Annotated in this window: 17 protein-coding genes and 1 pseudogene; 8 read left to right on the top strand and 10 right to left on the bottom strand. The window is 71.0% G+C overall.

All coding sequences use genetic code 11. The annotated features are described in order from the left end of the window. Nucleotides 1-37: 37 nt before the first annotated feature. From ACIBBB_RS17620 to ACIBBB_RS17605, 4 genes are all read right to left on the bottom strand, one after another. The gene (locus ACIBBB_RS17620) at nt 38-706 is read right to left on the bottom strand and encodes a fibronectin type III domain-containing protein (protein ID WP_398982833.1); all 669 of its coding nucleotides are present in this window, start codon (nt 704-706) and stop codon (nt 38-40) included. A gap of 113 nt (nt 707-819) precedes the next feature. Continuing rightward, nucleotides 820-1410, bottom strand: coding sequence for a hypothetical protein (locus ACIBBB_RS17615; RefSeq protein WP_398983381.1), 591 nt, complete (start codon nt 1408-1410; stop codon nt 820-822). A gap of 222 nt (nt 1411-1632) precedes the next feature. Continuing rightward, a complete protein-coding gene (locus tag ACIBBB_RS17610) occupies nt 1633-2274 on the bottom strand; it encodes a histidine phosphatase family protein (RefSeq protein ID WP_398982831.1) in 642 nt (213 codons plus the stop codon). A 366-nt stretch (nt 2275-2640) separates the two neighbouring features. After that, nucleotides 2641-3348, bottom strand: coding sequence for a FadR/GntR family transcriptional regulator (locus ACIBBB_RS17605; RefSeq protein ID WP_398982829.1), 708 nt, complete (start codon nt 3346-3348; stop codon nt 2641-2643). Between the two features lie 169 nt (nt 3349-3517). Here ACIBBB_RS17605 and ACIBBB_RS17600 point away from each other — a divergent pair, with 169 nt between their 5' ends. The 7 genes from ACIBBB_RS17600 (at nt 3518) to ACIBBB_RS17570 (ending at nt 11957) form a co-directional block, all read left to right on the top strand. Then, a complete protein-coding gene (locus ACIBBB_RS17600; protein ID WP_398982827.1) occupies nt 3518-4795 on the top strand; it encodes an SLC13 family permease in 1278 nt (425 codons plus the stop codon). Nucleotides 4796-4847: 52 nt separating this feature from the next. Further along, nucleotides 4848-6296 (top strand): acyl-CoA synthetase, encoded by a 1449-nt coding sequence (locus ACIBBB_RS17595; protein WP_398982825.1) that lies wholly within the window; start codon nt 4848-4850, stop codon nt 6294-6296. Continuing rightward, a complete protein-coding gene (locus ACIBBB_RS17590) occupies nt 6289-7680 on the top strand; it encodes a carboxyl transferase domain-containing protein (protein ID WP_398982823.1) in 1392 nt (463 codons plus the stop codon). The genes ACIBBB_RS17595 and ACIBBB_RS17590 overlap by 8 nt, the downstream gene beginning before the upstream one ends. Before the next feature lie 63 nt (nt 7681-7743). Next, entirely contained in the window at nt 7744-8751 is a 1008-nt protein-coding gene (locus ACIBBB_RS17585; protein WP_398982821.1) for a DUF2510 domain-containing protein, read from the top strand. 496 nt (nt 8752-9247) lie between these two features. After that, complete coding sequence (locus tag ACIBBB_RS17580) at nt 9248-10738, top strand: UDP-N-acetylmuramoyl-L-alanyl-D-glutamate--2,6-diaminopimelate ligase (protein WP_398982819.1); 1491 nt, start codon at nt 9248-9250, stop codon at nt 10736-10738. A gap of 197 nt (nt 10739-10935) precedes the next feature. Beyond that, entirely contained in the window at nt 10936-11436 is a 501-nt protein-coding gene (locus tag ACIBBB_RS17575; RefSeq protein WP_398982817.1) for a hypothetical protein, read from the top strand. A 59-nt stretch (nt 11437-11495) separates the two neighbouring features. Further along, a complete protein-coding gene (locus ACIBBB_RS17570) occupies nt 11496-11957 on the top strand; it encodes a DUF5954 family protein (protein WP_398982815.1) in 462 nt (153 codons plus the stop codon). A 92-nt stretch (nt 11958-12049) separates the two neighbouring features. On the opposite strand, the gene ACIBBB_RS17565 is transcribed toward ACIBBB_RS17570, so the two are convergent. The 4 genes from ACIBBB_RS17565 to ACIBBB_RS17550 all read right to left on the bottom strand — a co-directional run bounded on the left by ACIBBB_RS17565 (nt 12050) and on the right by ACIBBB_RS17550 (nt 16705). Beyond that, a complete protein-coding gene (locus ACIBBB_RS17565) occupies nt 12050-13798 on the bottom strand; it encodes a transglycosylase domain-containing protein (RefSeq protein WP_398982813.1) in 1749 nt (582 codons plus the stop codon). Nucleotides 13799-13878: 80 nt separating this feature from the next. Next, nucleotides 13879-15159: an ATP-binding protein gene (locus ACIBBB_RS17560; protein WP_398982811.1), complete on the bottom strand. Its 1281-nt coding sequence runs from the start codon at nt 15157-15159 to the stop codon at nt 13879-13881. Between the two features lie 2 nt (nt 15160-15161). After that, complete coding sequence (gene cseB, locus ACIBBB_RS17555) at nt 15162-15917, bottom strand: two-component system response regulator CseB (protein WP_398982809.1); 756 nt, start codon at nt 15915-15917, stop codon at nt 15162-15164. Then, nucleotides 15917-16705, bottom strand: coding sequence for a hypothetical protein (locus ACIBBB_RS17550; protein ID WP_398982807.1), 789 nt, complete (start codon nt 16703-16705; stop codon nt 15917-15919). Before ACIBBB_RS17550 ends, cseB begins: the two co-directional genes overlap by 1 nt. 101 nt (nt 16706-16806) lie before the next feature. Between ACIBBB_RS17550 and ACIBBB_RS17545 the strand changes: the two genes are divergently transcribed. Further along, nucleotides 16807-17133, top strand: coding sequence for a hypothetical protein (locus tag ACIBBB_RS17545; protein ID WP_398982805.1), 327 nt, complete (start codon nt 16807-16809; stop codon nt 17131-17133). A gap of 129 nt (nt 17134-17262) precedes the next feature. On the opposite strand, the gene ACIBBB_RS17540 is transcribed toward ACIBBB_RS17545, so the two are convergent. Further along, nucleotides 17263-18600 carry an FtsX-like permease family protein gene (locus tag ACIBBB_RS17540; RefSeq protein ID WP_398982803.1) on the bottom strand — a complete coding sequence of 446 codons (1338 nt, stop codon included), beginning with the start codon at nt 18598-18600 and terminating at the stop codon, nt 17263-17265. Nucleotides 18601-18603: 3 nt separating this feature from the next. Beyond that, a pseudogene (locus ACIBBB_RS17535) lies at nt 18604-18832 on the bottom strand (ABC transporter ATP-binding protein); the annotation flags it as partial.

Genomic DNA, 18832 nt, shown 5'->3' with positions numbered 1-18832 from the left:
GCGGGGGGGTGGCGGGCGCGGCTGCGTGGTGGTCTGTTTATACAACCATATATTTTGCCGGCCCCCCCCCCCGCGCGCCGCGGCCGGTCGCGCGCGCCCCCCCCCCCCCCCCCACCTCCAGCAGATGGCCGTCCTCGTCGGCGGCGCGGTCCGTCCACGTGAACGCGATCCCGGTCGCGTGCATGACGGTCGGCTCGAAGTCCGTGGGGGCGGCAGCCGCGTTCGCCTCGGCGGAGCGCGCGTCCCGAGCCGTCAGCGGCGCCGTCCCCACCTTCGGCCCTGGGACGGTACGGGGAGTCATCCACTCCTGGTTGTCGTTCAGCTCCTCTTCGGAGGGCTCACCCGGTGGCAGCGAGACCTCCACCGGTGGGGACGCCGGGCCGAAGTAGGGGCGCAGCCGGTAGTAGAAGGGCGTCTCGGGCATCAGATCCGGGTGGCGGTACGTCGTACGGCCCGGCGGCATGAACTCCAGCACCGTGTACGGCCCGGCCTTCTCCGTGGCGAACTCCACCGTCCGCCCCGCTACGCCCGGCTCGTCGTCCTTCCAGCGCAGCGTGATGTCGATGGGCGAGTCGAGCGTGGCCGCCAGTCGCCCGGTGGTCTCCGGCTTCTCCTTCTCGTCCGGTGCGGAGGAGCAGCCCGCCGACGTCAGGAGGGTGAGGGCGGTGAGGGCGGCGGCGGTCGTGGCGCGGAGTCGAAGAGGCACGGCGTCCGTCCTTCCGGGCTGGGCCGGGCTGAGTGCGCGGGGGGTCGTCGAGGGGTGTCCGGTGACCGCGCGGAGCGCATGCGGCCACCGGACCGGGTGGTGCCTCAACTGCCTTACTTGCGCCAGAACTTGACGCCGCTCCACACCACGGTGGCCGGCCCGCTGCCGCTGTCCGTGCGGTAGGCGCCGAACTTGTCGTAGAAGCTGCCGCCGGGGCTCGCGTAGCTGTGCTTCAGCGACCCGTTGATGTACGTACGGTGCTGGCTGCCGACCTGGTGGACGGTGTTCACCCGGACCGTGGCGCCGACCGTGCCCGCGTTGGACAGGGTGGTGCCGCCGTGGACCGCGTACAGGCGTCCGCCGCGCTCGCCGGCCAGCATGAAGAAGGGCCCGGAGGCCGATTCGTTGAACGTCTGCTTGAGGCTGATGCGGGTGCCGCCCATGCTCGCGATCCGGAAGTAGCCCTCGAACTGCCGGCTACCTCCGGTGTAGGTGGCGTATCTGCGCTCGGCGCGCTGGTCGCCGCTGGCGGTGGAGCAGGTGAGGGTGAAGGTCAGGTTGTCGACCTGGCCGCAGCCCCTCTCCTGGACGCTGAAGGTGGGCGAGGTCGAGGTCCACCCTCCGGGTTCGACTTCCGCGTACGCGTTCGGAGCCGTCAGCAACATCGCTGCGGCGGCCGAGAGAACGGTGACGGTGCGCTTCATTCTGGGCACGTCTCACTTCTCCGTTTCGGTGGGGGCGTGGCGCTGGAGTCGCATCAGAGTAGAAGTGTCCACGTCAAGCAACAAGAGATTCAGCGGAACTTCACGAGGTTCACATTCATGAAAGTGCATTTGGGGTGAAGGCTGCATACAGCAACGCCCCGCCGGTCATCCGTGACCGACGGGGCTGTATATGTGAACGAATGTTGTGAGTGCGGCCGACTGTCAGGCGGTATGAGGCAGATCCTGGATGGTGCGCAACAGGCTCTCGGGAAGAACCAGATTCCATGCCGTGATGACCGGATTGCCGTGTTCGGTGCCGAGCCGGGACACCGTCCCGGTCTCCAGCCGGAACAGCGTGCCCTGGGCCGCGGTGAGACCCAGATAGCGCGCGGTGAGCACCCGCAGGAAGTGGGAGTGGCCCACCAGGGCGACGTCCTCGTCCCCCGCGCGCCCGGCGGCGGCGTGAACCTCGGCGAGCACCCTGTCCGCCCGGTCGCTGACGTCGGAGGGGCTCTCGCCCAGGTGCCCCCCGGGGCCCGCGACGGTTCCGTCCGTCCAGAGATTCCAGTCCGGGCGGGTACGGCGGATCTCCTCGGTGGTCACACCCTCGTATCCGCCGTAGTTCCATTCGTGCAGGTCGGGGCAGATGCGGGTGGACCGCAGCCCGGCGAGTTCGGCGGTGCGCCGGGCGCGCGCCAGCGGGCTGACCAGGGTCACGCCGATCCGGCGGTCGGCCAGTACGGAGACCAGGGCGCGGGCCTGGCTCTCACCGTGGGCGGTCAGCGGCAGATCCGTGTGGCTGGTGTGCTGTCCGGACAGCGACCACTCGGTCTCGCCGTGTCTGATGAGGAGCAACTCGCCCATGGGTGCTATCCGTTCGTTCGTGCCGAGGCTCTGAGACGCGGGGCCGACAGGCGGCCTCTCCGGCCGGTCCGGGTCCACGATCCCATCACGCGGCGCTCCGTGCGCCCGGGGGCGCGCCCCCGGTACCGGAATGACCGCCCGGCGCCCGGGAAGACGTGTCCGTGGCGCGGCTCACAGCCCCCCACCTGCGCAAGGGGAACACCGCACCGTGGTTGAGCGTTCATCTTTACGTGGTCGCGGAGGGGAAAGTGACGACTCCGCGACCACACACAGCGGCCCCGGCTGGTCCATCCCCCGAACCAGCCGGGGCTCCCCAATTCTCCGCCCGGCCGTGCCGGGCGTCTCGGAGTGGCCGTGCCGGGCGCCTCAGACGTCGTCGCCCGGGTCCCAGTCCAGCAGCCGTACCTTCGCCACCGTCCGTACATGGCGGCGCATCGCCGTCGCCGCCGCCTTCCCGCGCTGTGCCTCGATCGCTTCGAGGATCGCGCGGTGCTGGACGAGTGACCGCTGGGGCCGGCCCGGCTGGCGCAGCGACTCGTTGCGGCTCTCGGTGATCTGCTCCGCGATGGACCGCATGAATTCGGCCAGCAGACCGCTGTGCGCCGCGGCCGTCACCGCCGCGTGGAAGAGCCGGTCGCCCTCGACGCCGTGATCGCCCGCCTCGATCTCGGCGGCCATGTGATCGAGCGCCGCCCGCATCGCGGTCAGATCCTCCGCCGTGCGCCGCTCGGCGGCCAGTTCGGCGAGTTTGGTCTCCAGCGCCTCACGCGCTTCCAGGACATCGGGCAGCCGGCGCTTGCGTTCCACGAGCCGTTCGACCGGCTCGGCGTCGAGGCTGTCGCGGACGAGATAGGTGCCGCCGCCGTGCCGTACCTCGACCAGTCCCTGCACTTCGAGGACGACGATCGCCTGCTTCACGGACGCGCGGCTGACGCCGAGCCGCCCCGCGAGTTCACGCTCGGGCGGCAGTCGGTCGCCCGCCCGCAGATCGACATCCGCCACATGGCGCCGGAGCCTGTCGAGAACCTGTTCGTACAGTCGCGGCCGGGTCATCGGCCGCAGTGCGTCGGACACACGAACCCCCCATACCTGGTCTTTCGCAGCCTAACACCGCGGCCAAGTGGCTGAGCCAATTCCTGTCGTATCCCTTGACGCCTCGGTGGACCGATGTTCAAAGTGGTCCAGCCACTTGGCCAATGCCGGTTGGCCTGTAATCAACGGGACCCAGGGACGGGAGCCCCCGATGTCCGCCGAACTGATCTCGATCCTTGTACTCGTGGTCGTCTTCGTGATCGCCACGACCCGCTCGATCAACATGGGCGCGCTCGCGTTCGCCGCCGCCTTCGGAGTCGGCGAACTCGTCGCCGACCTGGACGCGGACGGTATCTTCGCCGGATTTCCCGGCGACCTCTTCGTGGTGCTCGTCGGAGTCACGTATCTCTTCGCCATCGCACGCGCCAACGGCACCACCGACTGGCTGGTGCACGCCTCGATCCGGCTTGTACGCGGCCGGATAGCACTCATCCCCTGGGTGATGTTCGCTCTCACCGGAGCGCTGACCGCGATCGGCGCAGTCAGCCCGGCGGCCGTGGCGATCGTCGCGCCCATCGCGCTGAGTTTCGCCGCGCGGTACGGGATCAGCCCGCTGCTGATGGGCGCGCTCGTCGTGCACGGTGCCCAGGCCGGCGGCTTCTCGCCGATCAGCATCTACGGCTCGATCGTCAACGGGGTGGTGGAACGCGAGAATCTGCCCGGGAACGAACTCGTGCTGTTCCTCGCCTCCCTCGTCGTCAACCTGATCATCGCGGCGATCGTCTTCGTCCTCTTCGGCGGGTTGCAGCTGAAGGGGCGTGACCTCGACACCGGGAGCGGCGGCAGCGACAAGGACACCACCGACGGTGCCCCCACGGCCGACGCCTCGGGCCTCACTGCCCCCCGTATCGCCACGCTCGCCGCCCTCGCGGCACTCGTCGTCGCCGTCCTCGTGCTCGACCTCGACGCCGGGCTCTGCGCCATCACCCTCGCCGTCATCCTGAGCGCCTTCTGGCCCGACACCAGCCGCAAGGCGGTCGGCGAGGTCGCCTGGCCGACCGTGCTGCTCATCTGCGGTGTCCTCACCTACGTCGGTGTCCTGGAGGAGATGGGCACCATCGAGTACGCGGGCAACGCCGTCGGCGACATCGGAGTGCCGCTGCTCGCCGCCGTGCTGCTCTGCTACATAGCCGCCGTCATCTCCGCCTTCGCCTCCTCCGTCGGCATCATGGGCGCGCTCATCCCGCTCGCGGTGCCGTTCCTCGCCCAGGGCGAGATCGGGGCGGTGGGCATGATCGCCGCGCTCGCCGTCTCCGCGACCGTCGTGGACGTCAGTCCCTTCTCCACCAACGGAGCCCTGGTACTGGCGGCGGCCCCGGATGTCGACCGGGAGCGTTTCTTCCGGCAGTTGATGGTGTACGGAGGCATCGTGGTGGCGGTGGTACCCGCGGCCGTATGGCTCGTGCTCGTCGTGCCAGGCTTCGGATGACCCCGTCGCCATGACGACCGGTCAGACTCGTCGACAGCAAGGAGAACGACGCGTGTCCCCTCTCTTCCCGGCCCTCGCGGCGCGTTCCACCCGGCCCGCACTGCGCTTCGGCGACCAGGCACTGAGCCACGCCGAACTGGCCACGGTGGCCGGTGCCCTGGCCGCCCGGATCGCCGGCGCGCCACGGGTCGCCGTCTGGGCCACGCCCACCCTCGGTACGGCGGTGGGCGTGGTGGCAGCGCTGCTGGCGGGAGTGCCCGTGGTGCCGGTGAACCCCAAGACGGGTGAGCGGGAGCTGACGCACATCGTGACGGACAGTTCGCCGGCCCTCGTCCTCGCCGAACCGGGCGTCGAACTGCCCCCGATCCTGGCCGAGTTGACGCGAGTCGACACCGACCTCACCGATGTCGCCGACACCGGGGACCGGGCGCTGCCCGCCGAGCCGTCCCCGGAATCACCCGCGCTGATCGTCTACACATCGGGCACCACCGGACCGCCCAAGGGCGTCGTCCTGCCCCGCCTCGCCGTCGCCGCCACCCTGGACGCGCTGGAGGACGCCTGGCAGTGGACCGACGCCGACGTACTCGTCCACGCGCTGCCGCTCTTCCATGTCCACGGCCTGATCCTCGGCATCCTCGGCCCCCTGCGCCGTGGCGGCTCGGTGCGCCATCTCGGCAGGTTCTCCACGGACGGGGTGGCCCGTGAGCTGTCCTCCGGGGCCACGATGCTCTTCGGCGTACCGACGATGTACCACCGCATCGCCGAAGCCCTCGCCGACGATCCGGAGCTCGCGAAGGCCCTCACGGGCGCGCGCCTGCTGGTGTCGGGATCGGCCGCGCTGCCCGTGCACGACCACGAGCGCATCGGGGCGGCCACCGGACGCCGCGTCATCGAGCGCTACGGGATGACCGAGACCCTGATGAACACCAGCGTGCGCGCGGACGGCGAGCCCCGCGCCGGCACCGTCGGCGTGCCACTGGCGGGAGTCGAACTGCGCCTGGTCGACGAGGCGGGCGCCGAGATCACCGCGTACGACGGCGACACCGTCGGTGAGATCCAGGTGCGCGGCCCGAACCTCTTCACCGAGTATCTGAACCGCCCGGACGCCACGGAGGCCGCCTTCGACGACGGCTGGTTCCGCACGGGGGACATGGCGATCCGCGACCCCGACGGCTACGTCCGTATCGTCGGCCGCAAGGCCACCGACCTGATCAAGAGCGGCGGCTACAAGATCGGCGCGGGCGAGATCGAGAACGTGCTGCTGGAGCATCCGGGGGTGCGGGAGGCGGCCGTCACCGGGGAGCCCGACGAGGACCTGGGGGAGCGGATCGTCGCCTGGATCGTCCCCGTACAGGCCGATGCCCCGCCGTCGGCCGAGGAATTGGCGGCGCACGTCGCTGCCCAGCTCGCCTCGCACAAGAGGCCGCGCACCGTGCGGTATCTCCAGGCACTGCCCCGCAACGACATGGGAAAGATCATGAAGCGGGCCCTCCATGGCTGAGCGCATGAGCGCCCGACAGGCGATCGGCTTCCTCACCGGGGCGACCGTGCGGGGCGGTCCGCCGACGCCGCCCGCCTTCACCGAACTGCCCACGCCGAAGAACACCTCCGCCCCGGACGGCCCACTCGCCTGGCAGGGGTACGACGAGTCCCGAGCGCGCGCGGCGACACGCACCGGTGAGGACGAGTCCGTCATCTGCGGCACCGCGCGCGTCGGCGGCACCGAAGCGGTCCTGATCTCCTTCGAGTTCGGCTATCTCGGCGGATCGCTGGGGGAGCGCACCGGGGACCGGCTGGAGGCCGCGTACACCCATGCCCGCGAGCGGCGGCTGCCCGTCGTCTCGTTGATCGCGACCGGTGGCAGCCGCATGCAGGAGGGCATGCTCGCACTGCTCCAACTCCAGCGCGTGGCAGGGCAGTCGGCGTTGACCCGGGCGGCCGGCCTGCCCCAGATCGCGGTGGTGCGCGACCCGACGACCGGCGGTGGCTGGGCCACCCTCGGGGCGGGCGCGGATGTGATCCTGGCCCTGCCGGGCGCCCAGATCGGGTTCGCGGGCTCGCGCGTACGGCCGCCGGACGCCGACCCGTACGCGTACACCGCCGAGGCGCAGCTGACGGCCGGTCATATCGACGCGGTGGTAAGGCCCGAGGACCTGCGGGACACCGTCGGCCGCTGGCTGGCGCTGCTGACGGGCGGCACCGGCGGGGACGGCCCCGGCCCGGTGCCGGCGGCCGAGCCGCCAGCCGCGCTCGGGCACGCGGTCCCTCCCGCCACCGGCTGGGACGCGGTGAGTCTGGCACGCGACCCGCAACGGCCCCGCGCCGAGGCGTACTTGGACGCGTACTTCACCACCCGCGAGTCCGTCAACGGCGACCGTACCGGCGGCACCGACCCCGGCACGCTGTGCGGGTTCGGCGTGCGCGACGGCCGTACGGTCGCGTACGCCGCCCAGTGCGGCACCGCGACCCTCCCGGCCGGCTACCGCACCGCGGCCAGGCTGGTCCGGCTCGCGGACCGGCTGGGTCTGCCCGTCCTCACGCTCATCGACACACCGGGCGCCGCGAACGACGCGGAGGCGGAACGCTCCGGGGCGGGAGCCGCGATCGCGGACCTGTTCGCCGCGGTGGCCACCGCCCGCGTGCCCGTCACCAGTCTGCTGATCGGCGAAGGCGGTTCGGGCGGGGCACTGGCGCTGGCGGCTCCCGGCAACACCTGGGCCACGCCGGACAGTTACTTCTCCGTCATCGCACCCGAACTGGCGACGGCGATCCTCAAACGGCCCCCCGAGGAGACCCGCGCGACGGCCGACCAGCTCAGGGTGCGTCCCCAGGACCTGGTGTCGCTGGGGGTGATCCGCGGCATCGTGCGACCGGCCGGGGCGTGAAGTCCGCCGATTTCTCATGGGCCTCTCACCAGCCTTGTCGGACCATATGCCTATGGTGAGTGCGTGACGCAGACGACTCCGCCCGGCTGGTATCCGGACCCAGGACATGAAGGTGAAGGCCCGCTCCAGGAACGGTGGTGGGACGGATCAGCCTGGACCGACATGGCCCGGCCCGACTCGGCCGCGGCCTGGAGCGCGCCTTCCGAATTGGGCTCGCCCGGCATCCCGCCCTACCCGGCGGCGCCACCCACGCCCGGCAACAGGCGCGGCCGACGGATCGCCCTGGCCGCCACGGCGGCCGTGGTGGTGCTGGCAGTCGTCGGTGGCTTCCTCCTCCTCGGCGACAACGACGACAGCTCGGTGGACAAGGCGAGCACGAACCCCTCCACCGGTCCCAGCAGGCCCGGCCAGGAGGACCGGCCGGCCCCGGGCGACTCACGGCCGCCCGGCGACCCCCGGGCGCCCGACGGCGGCGAGGGCGAGGGCGAGGGCGGGGAGGGCGGACCCCAGCAGGAGATACCGACCGAGGACGGCTACGCCACCGACATGGCCAGCGGCATCAGCATCCCGGTGCCGGACGGCTGGACCGGCCAGTCGGGCCCGGTCGGCGCCGGGGTGAGCACCGGGGAGCACCCGTGCCCGGGAAACCCGGACGAGTCCTGTGTACGCGGCGGGGTCAACTCCCTCCCGGCGGTGGCGCTGGAGATCAAGGCCACCACCGCCAAGGCGGCGGCCGAGAGCGACATCAAGAAGAACGCCGAGGAGTCCTACGGCGGCGAGAGCTACGGGGAGATCTCCTCGCACACGGAGTTGAAGTCCGAGGCGGTGACCGTCGCCGGCAAGAAGGGCTATCTGGTGCGGTGGAAGGTCGTCACCGGCAAGGGTGACGACGGGTACGTGCAGTCGCTCGCCTTCCCGTCGCCCGCCCCCGGCGCACAGGACATGCTGATCATCGTGCGCTCCGGATTCGACATCAACGACAAGGCCCCCGAACTGCCCGTGATGGACGAGATCACCGGCGGCATCAAGGTCGCGGCGGGCGGGGGCGGCGGGACCGGCCAGAAGGTCTGAGAGCAGGCCGCCCGCCCACTGCGCGGCGGCCGGAGAACACACACGGAACGCCCACGGCCACCGGCCGTGGGCGTTCCCGCGTCTCCCACCGCGCCCGCTCCCGGCATCTTCTCCGCGGGACGGCGGAGTCGAGAGGGCCGTACGGGCCGTACACTGCGCTCATGGGTACTACACATGTCGCGACGGAGGGCCCCCGACCGGCCTCGCTCGCGCTGTGCCACGCCCTGCACGGCCACGGCTAGCAACGTCGACGCCGACTGACGGCCTCCGACGCCCGGTGGGATTCCGCCCCGAGGCGTCCTCTTCTCGAACGCACTCTCGTGCAGAGCCGCCCGCTTCCCCCCGCCGCATCGCGCTCCCCAGCGACACCAGCACTCCGCACCCCGCACCCGCGCCCCACCCCCGCGCCCCACCCCCGCGACGCTCCGGCGTGCCGTCGGCGCCTCCACGGTGACCGCCGCACGGTGGCCGAGCCGTACCTTCGAGAGGATCCCCTGTGAAGCTGAGCGAATTGCTCGCCGGGCACGACCACGAGATTCTGCAGGGCGACCCCGATACGGCCATCACCGCCGGAGCCTGTTTCGACGCCGACCGGGTGTCACCCGGATCGCTGTTCATCGCGGTCCCCGGCCACCGCGAGGGCGGTTCCGAATCCGTCGGACCAGCGCTCGCACGCGGCGCCGTCGCCGTACTCGTCGACGCCGCGACCCCCGAACTGCCGGTGGCCGCCTGGGCGTCGGACCCGGCCGTCTGCGTCGTACGCGTCCCGGACACCCGTACCGCCGCCGCCCTCGTCACCTCCCGCTACCACGGGGACCCCGGCCTCGCGATGGACATGGTCGCCGTCACCGGGACCAACGGCAAGACATCGGTGTCGTACATGGTCGAGTCCGTGCTGCGGATCGCCGAGCGGGCCCTGGTCGGTGTCATCGGCACGGCGGGCAGCCGCATCGGGGACGAACTGATCCCCATGCCCCGGTCGGTGCTCACCACCCCGGAGTCGCCGGACTTCCAGTACCTGCTCGGTGTCATGCGCGACCGCGACGTGCGCACCGTCGTTCTGGAGGCCACGTCCATGGGGCTGCTGACGCACCGGGTGGACCACTCGTACATCGACGTCGGCATCTTCACCAACCTCACGCAGGACCACCTGGACGACCACGGCACCATGGCGAACTACCGGGACGCCAAACTCCGCCTGTTCCAAGGACTTTGCCGACGGGCCGTGGTGAACGCCGACGACGCGGTGGGCGCCGGGATCGGAGCCCTCATGCCCGGCGCGGTGACCACGTACGCGCTGGACACCGACGCCGACTACCGGGCGACCGATCTCACGATGGACGCCTTCGGTACGCGTTTCACCCTGCACCACGCGGGCCGCAAGTACCCGGCGGCGATCCCCGTTCCCGGCCGGTTCTCCGTCGCCAACGCGCTCGCCACCGTCGCCGCCTGCCACCTCCTGGGGCACGACCTGCGCGGACTCGTCACGGCGCTCGACCGGATGCCCCCGATCCCCGGGCGCTTCGAACGCTTCGAGACCCCGCGCGGCACGTCGGTCATCGTGGACTACGCGCACTCCCCGGACTCGCTCGACAAGGTACTGAGCACCATCCGGGACTTCGCCACGGAGCGGGTCATCACCGTGTTCGGCTGCGGCGGGGACCGTGACATCACCAAGCGCGCGCGGATGGGCGAGATCGCGGGCACCCACTCCGACCTCTGCGTACTCACCTCGGACAACCCCCGGCACGAGGACCCCGAGGCGATCCTCGACCAGATCACTCCCGGTCTGGTGGCCACCGGAGCCCGCTTCGAGCGGAACGCCGACCGCCGCGCGGCCATCGAGTTCGCCCTGTCGGCGGCGGGCAGGAACGACATCGTGCTGATCGCGGGGAAGGGCAGTGAGCCGTACCAGACCGTCGGCGACACGCTGATCCCGTTCAGCGACATGGCGACGGTTCGCGAACTGGCGGCCGTACAGGACTGATCGCCCGCGCGGCGGTCGGAAACAGGTCAGGGCGGGCGCTCAGGATCCGGACATCCCGACGGTACGCCCTGGACGCACGCTTACTCGCGGCCGAGTCCGTCGGCGCGTTCGCGGAGCGTGCCGTCGCCAAGGGCGCGCGCCGGCGGGTCCTGTTCTTCGGGCGGGGGGAGGAAGGCGCCCGGATCTCCGAGGGCAAGGTGCGGGACAGCGGCGGGGAGGTGACCGTCGTCCGGGCGAGCTGGTTCAGCCAGAACTTCAACGAGGGCTTCTTCCTGGAGCCCGTGCTCACGGGAGAGCCGGCACTGCCGACCGGCGACGCGGTCGAAGCCTTCGTCGACGTGGACGACGTCGCGGACGTCGCCGTCGCGGCGCTGACCGACGACCGCCACATCGGCAGGACGTACGAGCTCTCGGGACCCCGGCTGCTCGGTTTCGCGGAGATCGCGGCCGAACTGTCCAAGGCCACCGGCCGGGAGATCACCTACGCGCCTGTCGAGCTTGAGGACTACCGCGACTTCCTCGTGTCGGCCGGCGCTCCGGAGGACTTCGCCGACCTTTTCGAGCTGATCACCGACGGGCGCCACGCGCACCTCGTGCACGGTGTCGAGGAGGCTCTGGACCGTGGGCCCAGGGACTTCACCGAGCTCGCCGCAGACGTCGCGCGCACCGGAGTTTGGACCCCTGACCCCGGCATATAGACCTCGGCATATAGCTGAATCCGCGCGCCCTGTGCCGTGGGGTGCGGCACGCTGGGGGCATGGACGCGAGCGCAGAAGAGGGATTCGACGACGCGGCGGCCCGGCGGCTGCTGGAGATCGGGAAGCGTGAGGAGGAGCTCCGGAAGGAGTTCCGGGTGGACGGTCCCGAATGGGAGCGGATGTCCGTCTCCCACTACACGGCCTACTCCGCCATGGTCCACGAGGACGGCGGCTGGCGGCAGTTGTTCCCGGCCGTGCCCTTCGAGGAGGAGGCGCGGCTCGATCTCGGCGCCGTCCTGCGCGCACGTGCCGCGCACGCCGGGGAGTTCGCCGGCCGCTTCGGCCGGGCGGCCGACGCGGTGGAACGTGGCGAGGACCAGGTGATCATCGCGGAGGACGTGTTCCGGATGGTACGGGTCGAGCAGACGGTCATCATGACGGGTCACGGCCCGCAGACACCCCGCGCCGGCGACCGGGAGTTCCCGGACGAGCTGGACGAGCGGCCCGGGGCCGGCGACTGACTGCCGGAGGCCGATGTGACGGACGGTGTGCGCCGTCCCGCCCTTCGAACGGGAGTGGGGCGGGGCGGGCCGCACTTCTCCCTGACGTACCGTCAAGAACCTTTCCTCTCAATCGGCTCGGAGACCGTCGCCTTGAGGTAGGCACCCCAGACGCGCTCCGTGGGGTCGTCCTCGACACCCTGGAGCGTGACCTGCTTCCCCGTCCTGGCGCTCTCCCCGAACAGCGCGATCGAGGTCACTTCGTCCGGAGTCGAGCCGATGAACCACTCCGCCTTTCTGTCGTCCGTGTGGCCCGAGGCACCCGTGTGGTCACTCACCTCGGCGGCACCCCCCAGCGGTGGAACCGACATGTCCGGCCCCTTGGTTTCGGCCGACCGTGGTGCACCCGGGGCAGAAGCGTGCGCGAACGCCGCGGACGCGCTGCCGACCACCCGGTCGCCGGTAGCGTCCGGCAGATCGACGGTCCGGTCGCCGCGCCGCGCGGACTTCACGATCGACGGGGTGACCTTCTTGCCGTCGTTGGCCAGGGTGGCGTGGACCCCGGCCATCTCCAGCGGACTCGCGCCCATCAGCCCGAGGGACGTCGCCTGCGGCGCGGCGAATCCGGCCGGGTCCGCCGTCATCCCCAGTTTCTTCGCGGTCTGCCTGATCATGTCCTGGTCCGCCCTCGAACGGCGGTTCTCCTTGGCCTCGATCTTCGAGGCGAGAACCACCGGCGCGAACGTAGGACCCGCCTGGTAGTCGGCGCGTGTCGCGTTGTTCAGGTAGTGCTTGAAGTAGTCGTCGCCGCCGTAGAGCGCCACGATCCGCCCGGACTCCGGATCCACGGACACCGCGCCCGCCTGCCGGTCCGGATCCCGCCGTGGCGCCTTCGGCTCCGAACCGCGGTCGGTCGAGGTGAGCCCGGCGGTCACCGCCTCGCGCAGCGCCCGCTGCCTGTCCGGCTCGATGTTGAGAGTGATCCGCCAGCCGCCGCCGGCCAGTTCCTGTTCGCCGACTCCCGCTTCGATCAGCTCGCGCCGGGCGGTGTCCACCAGATAGCCGGCCTCTCCGGCCAGCTCCGCCGACGCCTTGGGCGCCACGGGCACCGGGAAACGCATCCGCCGCCGGTCGTCCTTGTCGAGCCACCCCTCACCGACCATGTTGTCCAGCACATAGCCCCAGCGCGCCTTGGCCTTCTTCTTGTCGGCGGGGGAGGCGACTGCCCAGTCGTACTGGCTGGGCGCCTGGAGCAGCGCCGCGAGATACGCGCCCTCCTGGACGTCGAGGTCCTCGACCTCCTTGCCGTAGTACGTGCGCGCGGCCGCCTGCACGCCGTAAGCGAGCCGGCCGTAGTAACTGCTGTTGAGATATCCCGCGAGAATGTCGTCCTTCGAGTTGTGCCGGTCCACTTTGAGGGAGATGAACAACTCCTTCACCTTGCGGGTGACCGTCTGCTCCTGGCTGAGGTAGTAGTTCTTCACATACTGCTGGGTGATGGTCGAGCCGCCCTGCTTGCCGCCGCCGGTCAGCGTGCTGAAGACACCGCGCGCCGTGCCGGAGAGGGAGACACCGGAGTCGCTGTAGAAGTCCTTGTTCTCGGCGGCGACGAACGCCCGCCGCACATCCTCGGGCACCCTGTCGAGCGGTACCGACTCGCGGTTGACCTCGCCGGTACGGGCGAGTCTGCTGCCGTCGCCGAACAAGTAGACGTTGCTCTGCGCCTTCGCCTGCTCGTTGGGTCTCGGGATGTCGATGACCAGGTACAGCACGGTGAAGGCCGCGAGGACCAGAAGACACAGGGAGACGAAGGCGACCAGGGCCTTGCGCCAGGTGAGGAGACGACGGAGACGCATACGCATGGCGTCATCCTTCGCCTCGAAGATCTTCGTCAGGGCGAAGGAACGTGTCGGCTGCCGCGCGGAGATGTATCAGCCGTGTATCAGCGGTCCAACGGGTGTGCCTCGACGGGGGGTTCGTCCCCGATCGCCGGACACGTCCGCTCGGGCAGCCGGAGTGTGGCGAGCGCGCCGCCGTCGGGCGCGTTGCCGAACTCCAGTGCGGCGCCGATGACTTGGGCCTGGCCGAGCGCGATCGTGAGGCCGAGCCCATGACCCGTACCGCGCTCGCGGGCGCCGGTCCGGAACCTCTGAGGTCCGTCGTCGAGCAGGCTCCGGGGGTAGCCGGGACCGTGGTCGCGTACGGCCACGGCCCTGCCGTCCTCCGACACCGTGATCACGACGGGGGCCCGGCCGTGCCGGTGCGCGTTGACCACCAGATTGGTGAGGATACGTTCGAGTCGCCGCGAGTCCGTCCGCACGGAAGCGGGCTCCCCTTCCGCCCCGGTCTCCTCCAGGACCTTCGCCTCCAGTCCGGCGCGCGCCACCACCTCGCGCACCAGCGGACCCACGGGACACGGCGACAGATCCGCGTGCTCGGCCCCCGCGTCCAGCCGGGATATCTCCAGCAACTCCTCGACCAGCGTGCTCAGCACGCGCACCCGGTCACGCACATATCCGGCCGCCTCACCCTCCGGCAGCAACTCGGCCGCCGTCACCAGCCCCATCAGCGGCGTACGCAGTTCGTGCGCCACATCGGCGGTGAAGCGCTGCTCGCCGAGTAGCCGCTTCTGGAGAGCGCCGGCCATCGTGTCCACGGCCGTCGAGATGTCGGCGATCTCGTCCCGGGGCCGAGTCCCCGCCGCGATCCGCGCGTCCAGATCCCCGGCGGCGATACGGCGCGCGGTACCGGCCGCCGTACGCAGCCTGCGGCTCATCCGCGCGGCGGTGAGCACGCCCAGCGGCAGCACCACGGCGGTGGTGATCAGCCCGGCCACGACGATGCTGGCGTCAAGGGCGCCGATGTCGCGCATCGTGCCGGTCATGTCGACGCGTACGGACAGCACCCGGCTTCCGGCGGGCCGGGCCGCCCACATCGCGGGCCCGTCGGACCCGGTCGTGAACTCCGTTCCCCGGCGCCCCTTCGCGACCAGATCCCGCAGACCACCCGGCAGCCCCGGTGCGTCGAGGGCCGCGCCCGACCCCTGGACGTCGCCGGCACGGGCGTACGTCACCGCGGCCCGGTCGAGAGTGACACGGGCGGCCTCCCGCGCCTGCGACAGCTCACGGTCCCGGGAGAACTCGTGCACCAGCACGCCGACCGCCGCGGCGACCGCGCACGCGGCAGCCGCCACCAGAGCCGCGATCCGCCATCTCAGAGGCATGGTCAGCGCCGCAACTTGTAGCCGAAGCCGCGGACCGTCTCGATCCGGTCGGCGCCTATCTTCGCCCGCAGGCGCTGCACATGGAGGTCGACGACCCGGGTGTCACCGTGCCAGGCCTGGTCCCACACCCGGCTGAGCAGGGTCCGGCGCTCCAGTACGACGCCGGGAGAACCAGCGAATTCGAGGAGCATCCGCAGCTCGGTCGGTGTCAGCGCGACGGCCTGTCCGGCGCGCCGTACCTCCATGCCCCGGGTGTCGACCGTCAGATCGCCGAAAGCCAGCACGGCGGAGTCCTCCCGCCCACCGTCGCCCGCGCGGTTGCCCGCCCCGGCGGGCGCGCCCGCTCCGGCGGGCGAGAAGGAGACCCGGCGCAGCAGGGAACGGATCCGGGCGACGAGGACCGCGCTCTCGCAGGGCTTGACCACATAGTCGTCGGCGCCCGCCTCCAGCCCCGCGATGACATCGAGGGCGTCACCGCGCGCGGACATCATCAGGATCGGTGCGAGGCTCAACTCCCGTACCCGGCGGCACAGTCCGATGCCGTCGAGGTCGGGCAGCATGACATCGAGCAGCAGCAGATCGGGGTCCGTCTCGCGGAACATCTCCAGCCCCGTGAGCCCGTCGCCCGCCGTGGACACGGTGAATCCGTACCGTTCGAGGAGCATCCGGACGGTGCTGCGGATCACCTCGTCGTCCTCGACCAGCAGCAGATGCGCCTCCGCCGCCGTGGCGGGCGGCGACGGACGTGCCGACCTCATCACGGTGTCCGCCCCCCGCTGTCCGTGCCGACGGTCGCGTCCGTGTCGGCACGCGGCGGCTGTGGAACGGGCTTCCTCTCGCTCGGCGCGGCCGTCTCGGGAGCCAGCGGGTCGGGCGCCCGCGCGTCGTCCGAGGTGTTCCACGGATTCTCGACGGTCATCACGTCACCGTTCCACCGGTAGCGGGTGGTGACCCGGCCGTTCTGACCGGCCGACGTGAGGATCAGGTCCGTGCCGAAGGTCTCGCCGGTGAGACCGACCGGCCCCCAGCTGATCAACACCGGCCGTACGGTGTCGCCCGAGGCCCGGTAGACCTGGACGAGTGTCAGGCCGGAGGCCGGTTCGTCCAGCGCCACGACCAGCTCGTCCCGTCCGTCGGCGGTCAGGTCCTTGTAGACGGGGTCGCGCAGACCGCACGTGGCTCCCGGGCAGTTCCGTACCGCCGCCCGTACGAACTCAGGCACGTTGGGGTCGTTCGTCAGCAGCTGCCGCACCGACAGTTTCCTGAGCCCGCCCGCCGGTACGGTGACGTTCTTCACCGGCAGATACCGCTGGAGGGCCCGCTTGGCCTCGGCGTCCCCCTCCGTCGGCGGCACCGGCGGCGCGTAGTCGGGCCACAGCGGCGCCGAGCTGACCGGCGGCGAGAGGGCGGGCGCCGGACCGCCGTCCCGCGCCCCGGTCTCAGCCGCGCAGCCCGCGGCGCCCGCGAGGGCCGTCACGACGGCCAGAGCCGCGAGGACGGCGGACCGGCCGCGGTGCGTAGGGCCGGTGTGGGGGAAGCGGCGCATAGAACGATCAGCGTACCGGGGCCGGGTTCCTGAACATGCCGGGGGAGACGCCCGTATCCCTCTGTGCACCTTCGCCCCTGCCACGTCGAGGAGACCGGCCCATGAACGACTTCAGCAATCTGCAAGCCCTCCCGGACGGCGAGGCCGAACTCCGTCTCGTCGTCCGTCTCCAGTGGGAGGACATCGCCGCGCTCGGTCAGGAGGCCGGGCGCCTGGCGCACCAGATGCAGCGTCCCGTGAGTCTCGACGAGGCGGTCAGCCACCGGCTGCGCAGCCGCTCGGCCTCGCACGCGAAGCCCCCGCAGGAACCCGGTCGGCCCGTCGGTGCGCCGCCACCGCCGACCCCCGTGTCGGCGCTCGCGGGCCGCACTCCGGGCGAACACGCCCGGCAGGCCATAGAGAAGATCAACGGTTCCGAGTCGGCCTGAGTCCCGCCCGCGGGCGGTTCGGCAAGAGCTTGGCGGGTCCCTGGGAACGCCACTAAGGGCAGTCGCTGGATGCGACTGCCCTTTGCGGCGTGAGCGAGTGTCGTCTCCGCGCCTGAGCGGGGGGTTGCATCAGGCGGCGAGCGACACCGCCTCGACGGCTGGGGTGCGCAGTGCGCGGTACGCGGTACCGACGCTGGTGATGACCGTCGCCGCGGCACCGATCCCGACGATGGCCAGCCAGATCCCCGGCCCCTGGCCTGGCAGGACCGCGTCGACCCGGACGATGCTGAACGGGACGGCTCCGGCCGCGGCGGCGATCGTGCCGAAGAAGGCGCCGGTCACGGTCAGCACCAGGGACTCGATGGCGACCATGCGGAGCACCTGGGCCGGGGTGGCCCCGGCGAGGCGCTGCTGGCCGAACTCCCTGGTGCGGTAAGTGGTCGCCGCGTACAGCGTGTTGATCAGCATGATGCAGGCGAAGACCACGATGATCCCGACCACCACGAAGTTGAGCGTTTCGAGGCTCTTGTCGTCGACGGACCGGGTGATGCCCGAGGTGTCCAGCTCGTCGTTCTGGACGGCCTGCATGTAGAGGGTGGCCGTGGCCATGCCGATGAAGAGGATCAGCGGCATGAGCACGCCGGACAGTTGCGCGGCCCGTTGGCGCATGTTGTGGACGGTCAGATAACCGCTCGCGCCGGTGAGCACGGTGATCGGCCGTGCCAGCTTGCCGAGCAGGAACTTCAGCAGGACCGGTGAGAAGACCGCGAATCCCACGGAGACGAGGATCGCACCGTAGGCGGGGGCCGCCATGAGCGCGTCGTCCGTCTTGTCGAAAGCGAAGGTGGAGCCGACACTGCCGATGCCGAGGAGAAGGGCGGCGAAGCCGGCGATGTCACGTCCCCGGCCACGCGGCTCCGTGCCGCCCGCCGCCGCCTTCGTGGCCCGGCGGACCGCGAGGAACGAGGCGCCGATCGCGGCGATCAGACCGACGCTCACCCCGGCGGCCAGGGCGATCGGACCGAAGACGAAGTCCACGCTCCCGGCCACCTGGTCGGTGTCCTTGAAGACGTTGAGCAACTGCTCGCCGCCGATTCTGGCGGGCAGGATCGCCAGCAGCATGCTGACGACCGCGACGACGGCCGACTCGACGACGATCATCCGCTTGATCTGGGCCGGCGTCGCACCGGTCCTGCGCAGCAGCGAGATCTCCTCGCTGCGCTGGCGGACGTTGACGGTGAGGGTGGAGGCGATGGCGAAGAAGACGAGAAGTGTGCCGTAGCCGCCGACCACCGTCGCGGCGGTGGTGAGGGTTTCGGAGCTGCGGTCGTCGATGTTCGCGCCACGGGCCGTGTCATGCATCGAGTTGAACGACATGATGATGACGGAGCCGAGGAACGCGGAGAGCAGGGTCGCGATGAGGCGCCCGGGGCGCTGGACGAGGGAGCGCATGGCCAGAGTGAACATCGCTCACACCCCCACGGGCATCTGGTGGTTGACGGTGTCTCCGAGGTGCGCGAGGCGCTCGGCGACGGCGTCGACGGTCGGCCTGTTGAGATGTCCGGCCAGGCGGCCGTCGGCGAGGAAGAGTACGGAGTCCGCGTAGGAGGCGGCGACCGGGTCGTGGGTGACCATGACGACGGTGCGGCCGTGGATCCGTACGGTCTCCTGGAGCAGCCGCAGCACGCCGCGTGCGCTG

This window comes from Streptomyces sp. NPDC051217 (assembly GCF_044455465.1).
Classification (GTDB): domain Bacteria; phylum Actinomycetota; class Actinomycetes; order Streptomycetales; family Streptomycetaceae; genus Streptomyces.
Note: the sequence above shows the minus strand (reverse complement) of the source record. Positions and strands in the feature narration are given on the sequence as shown.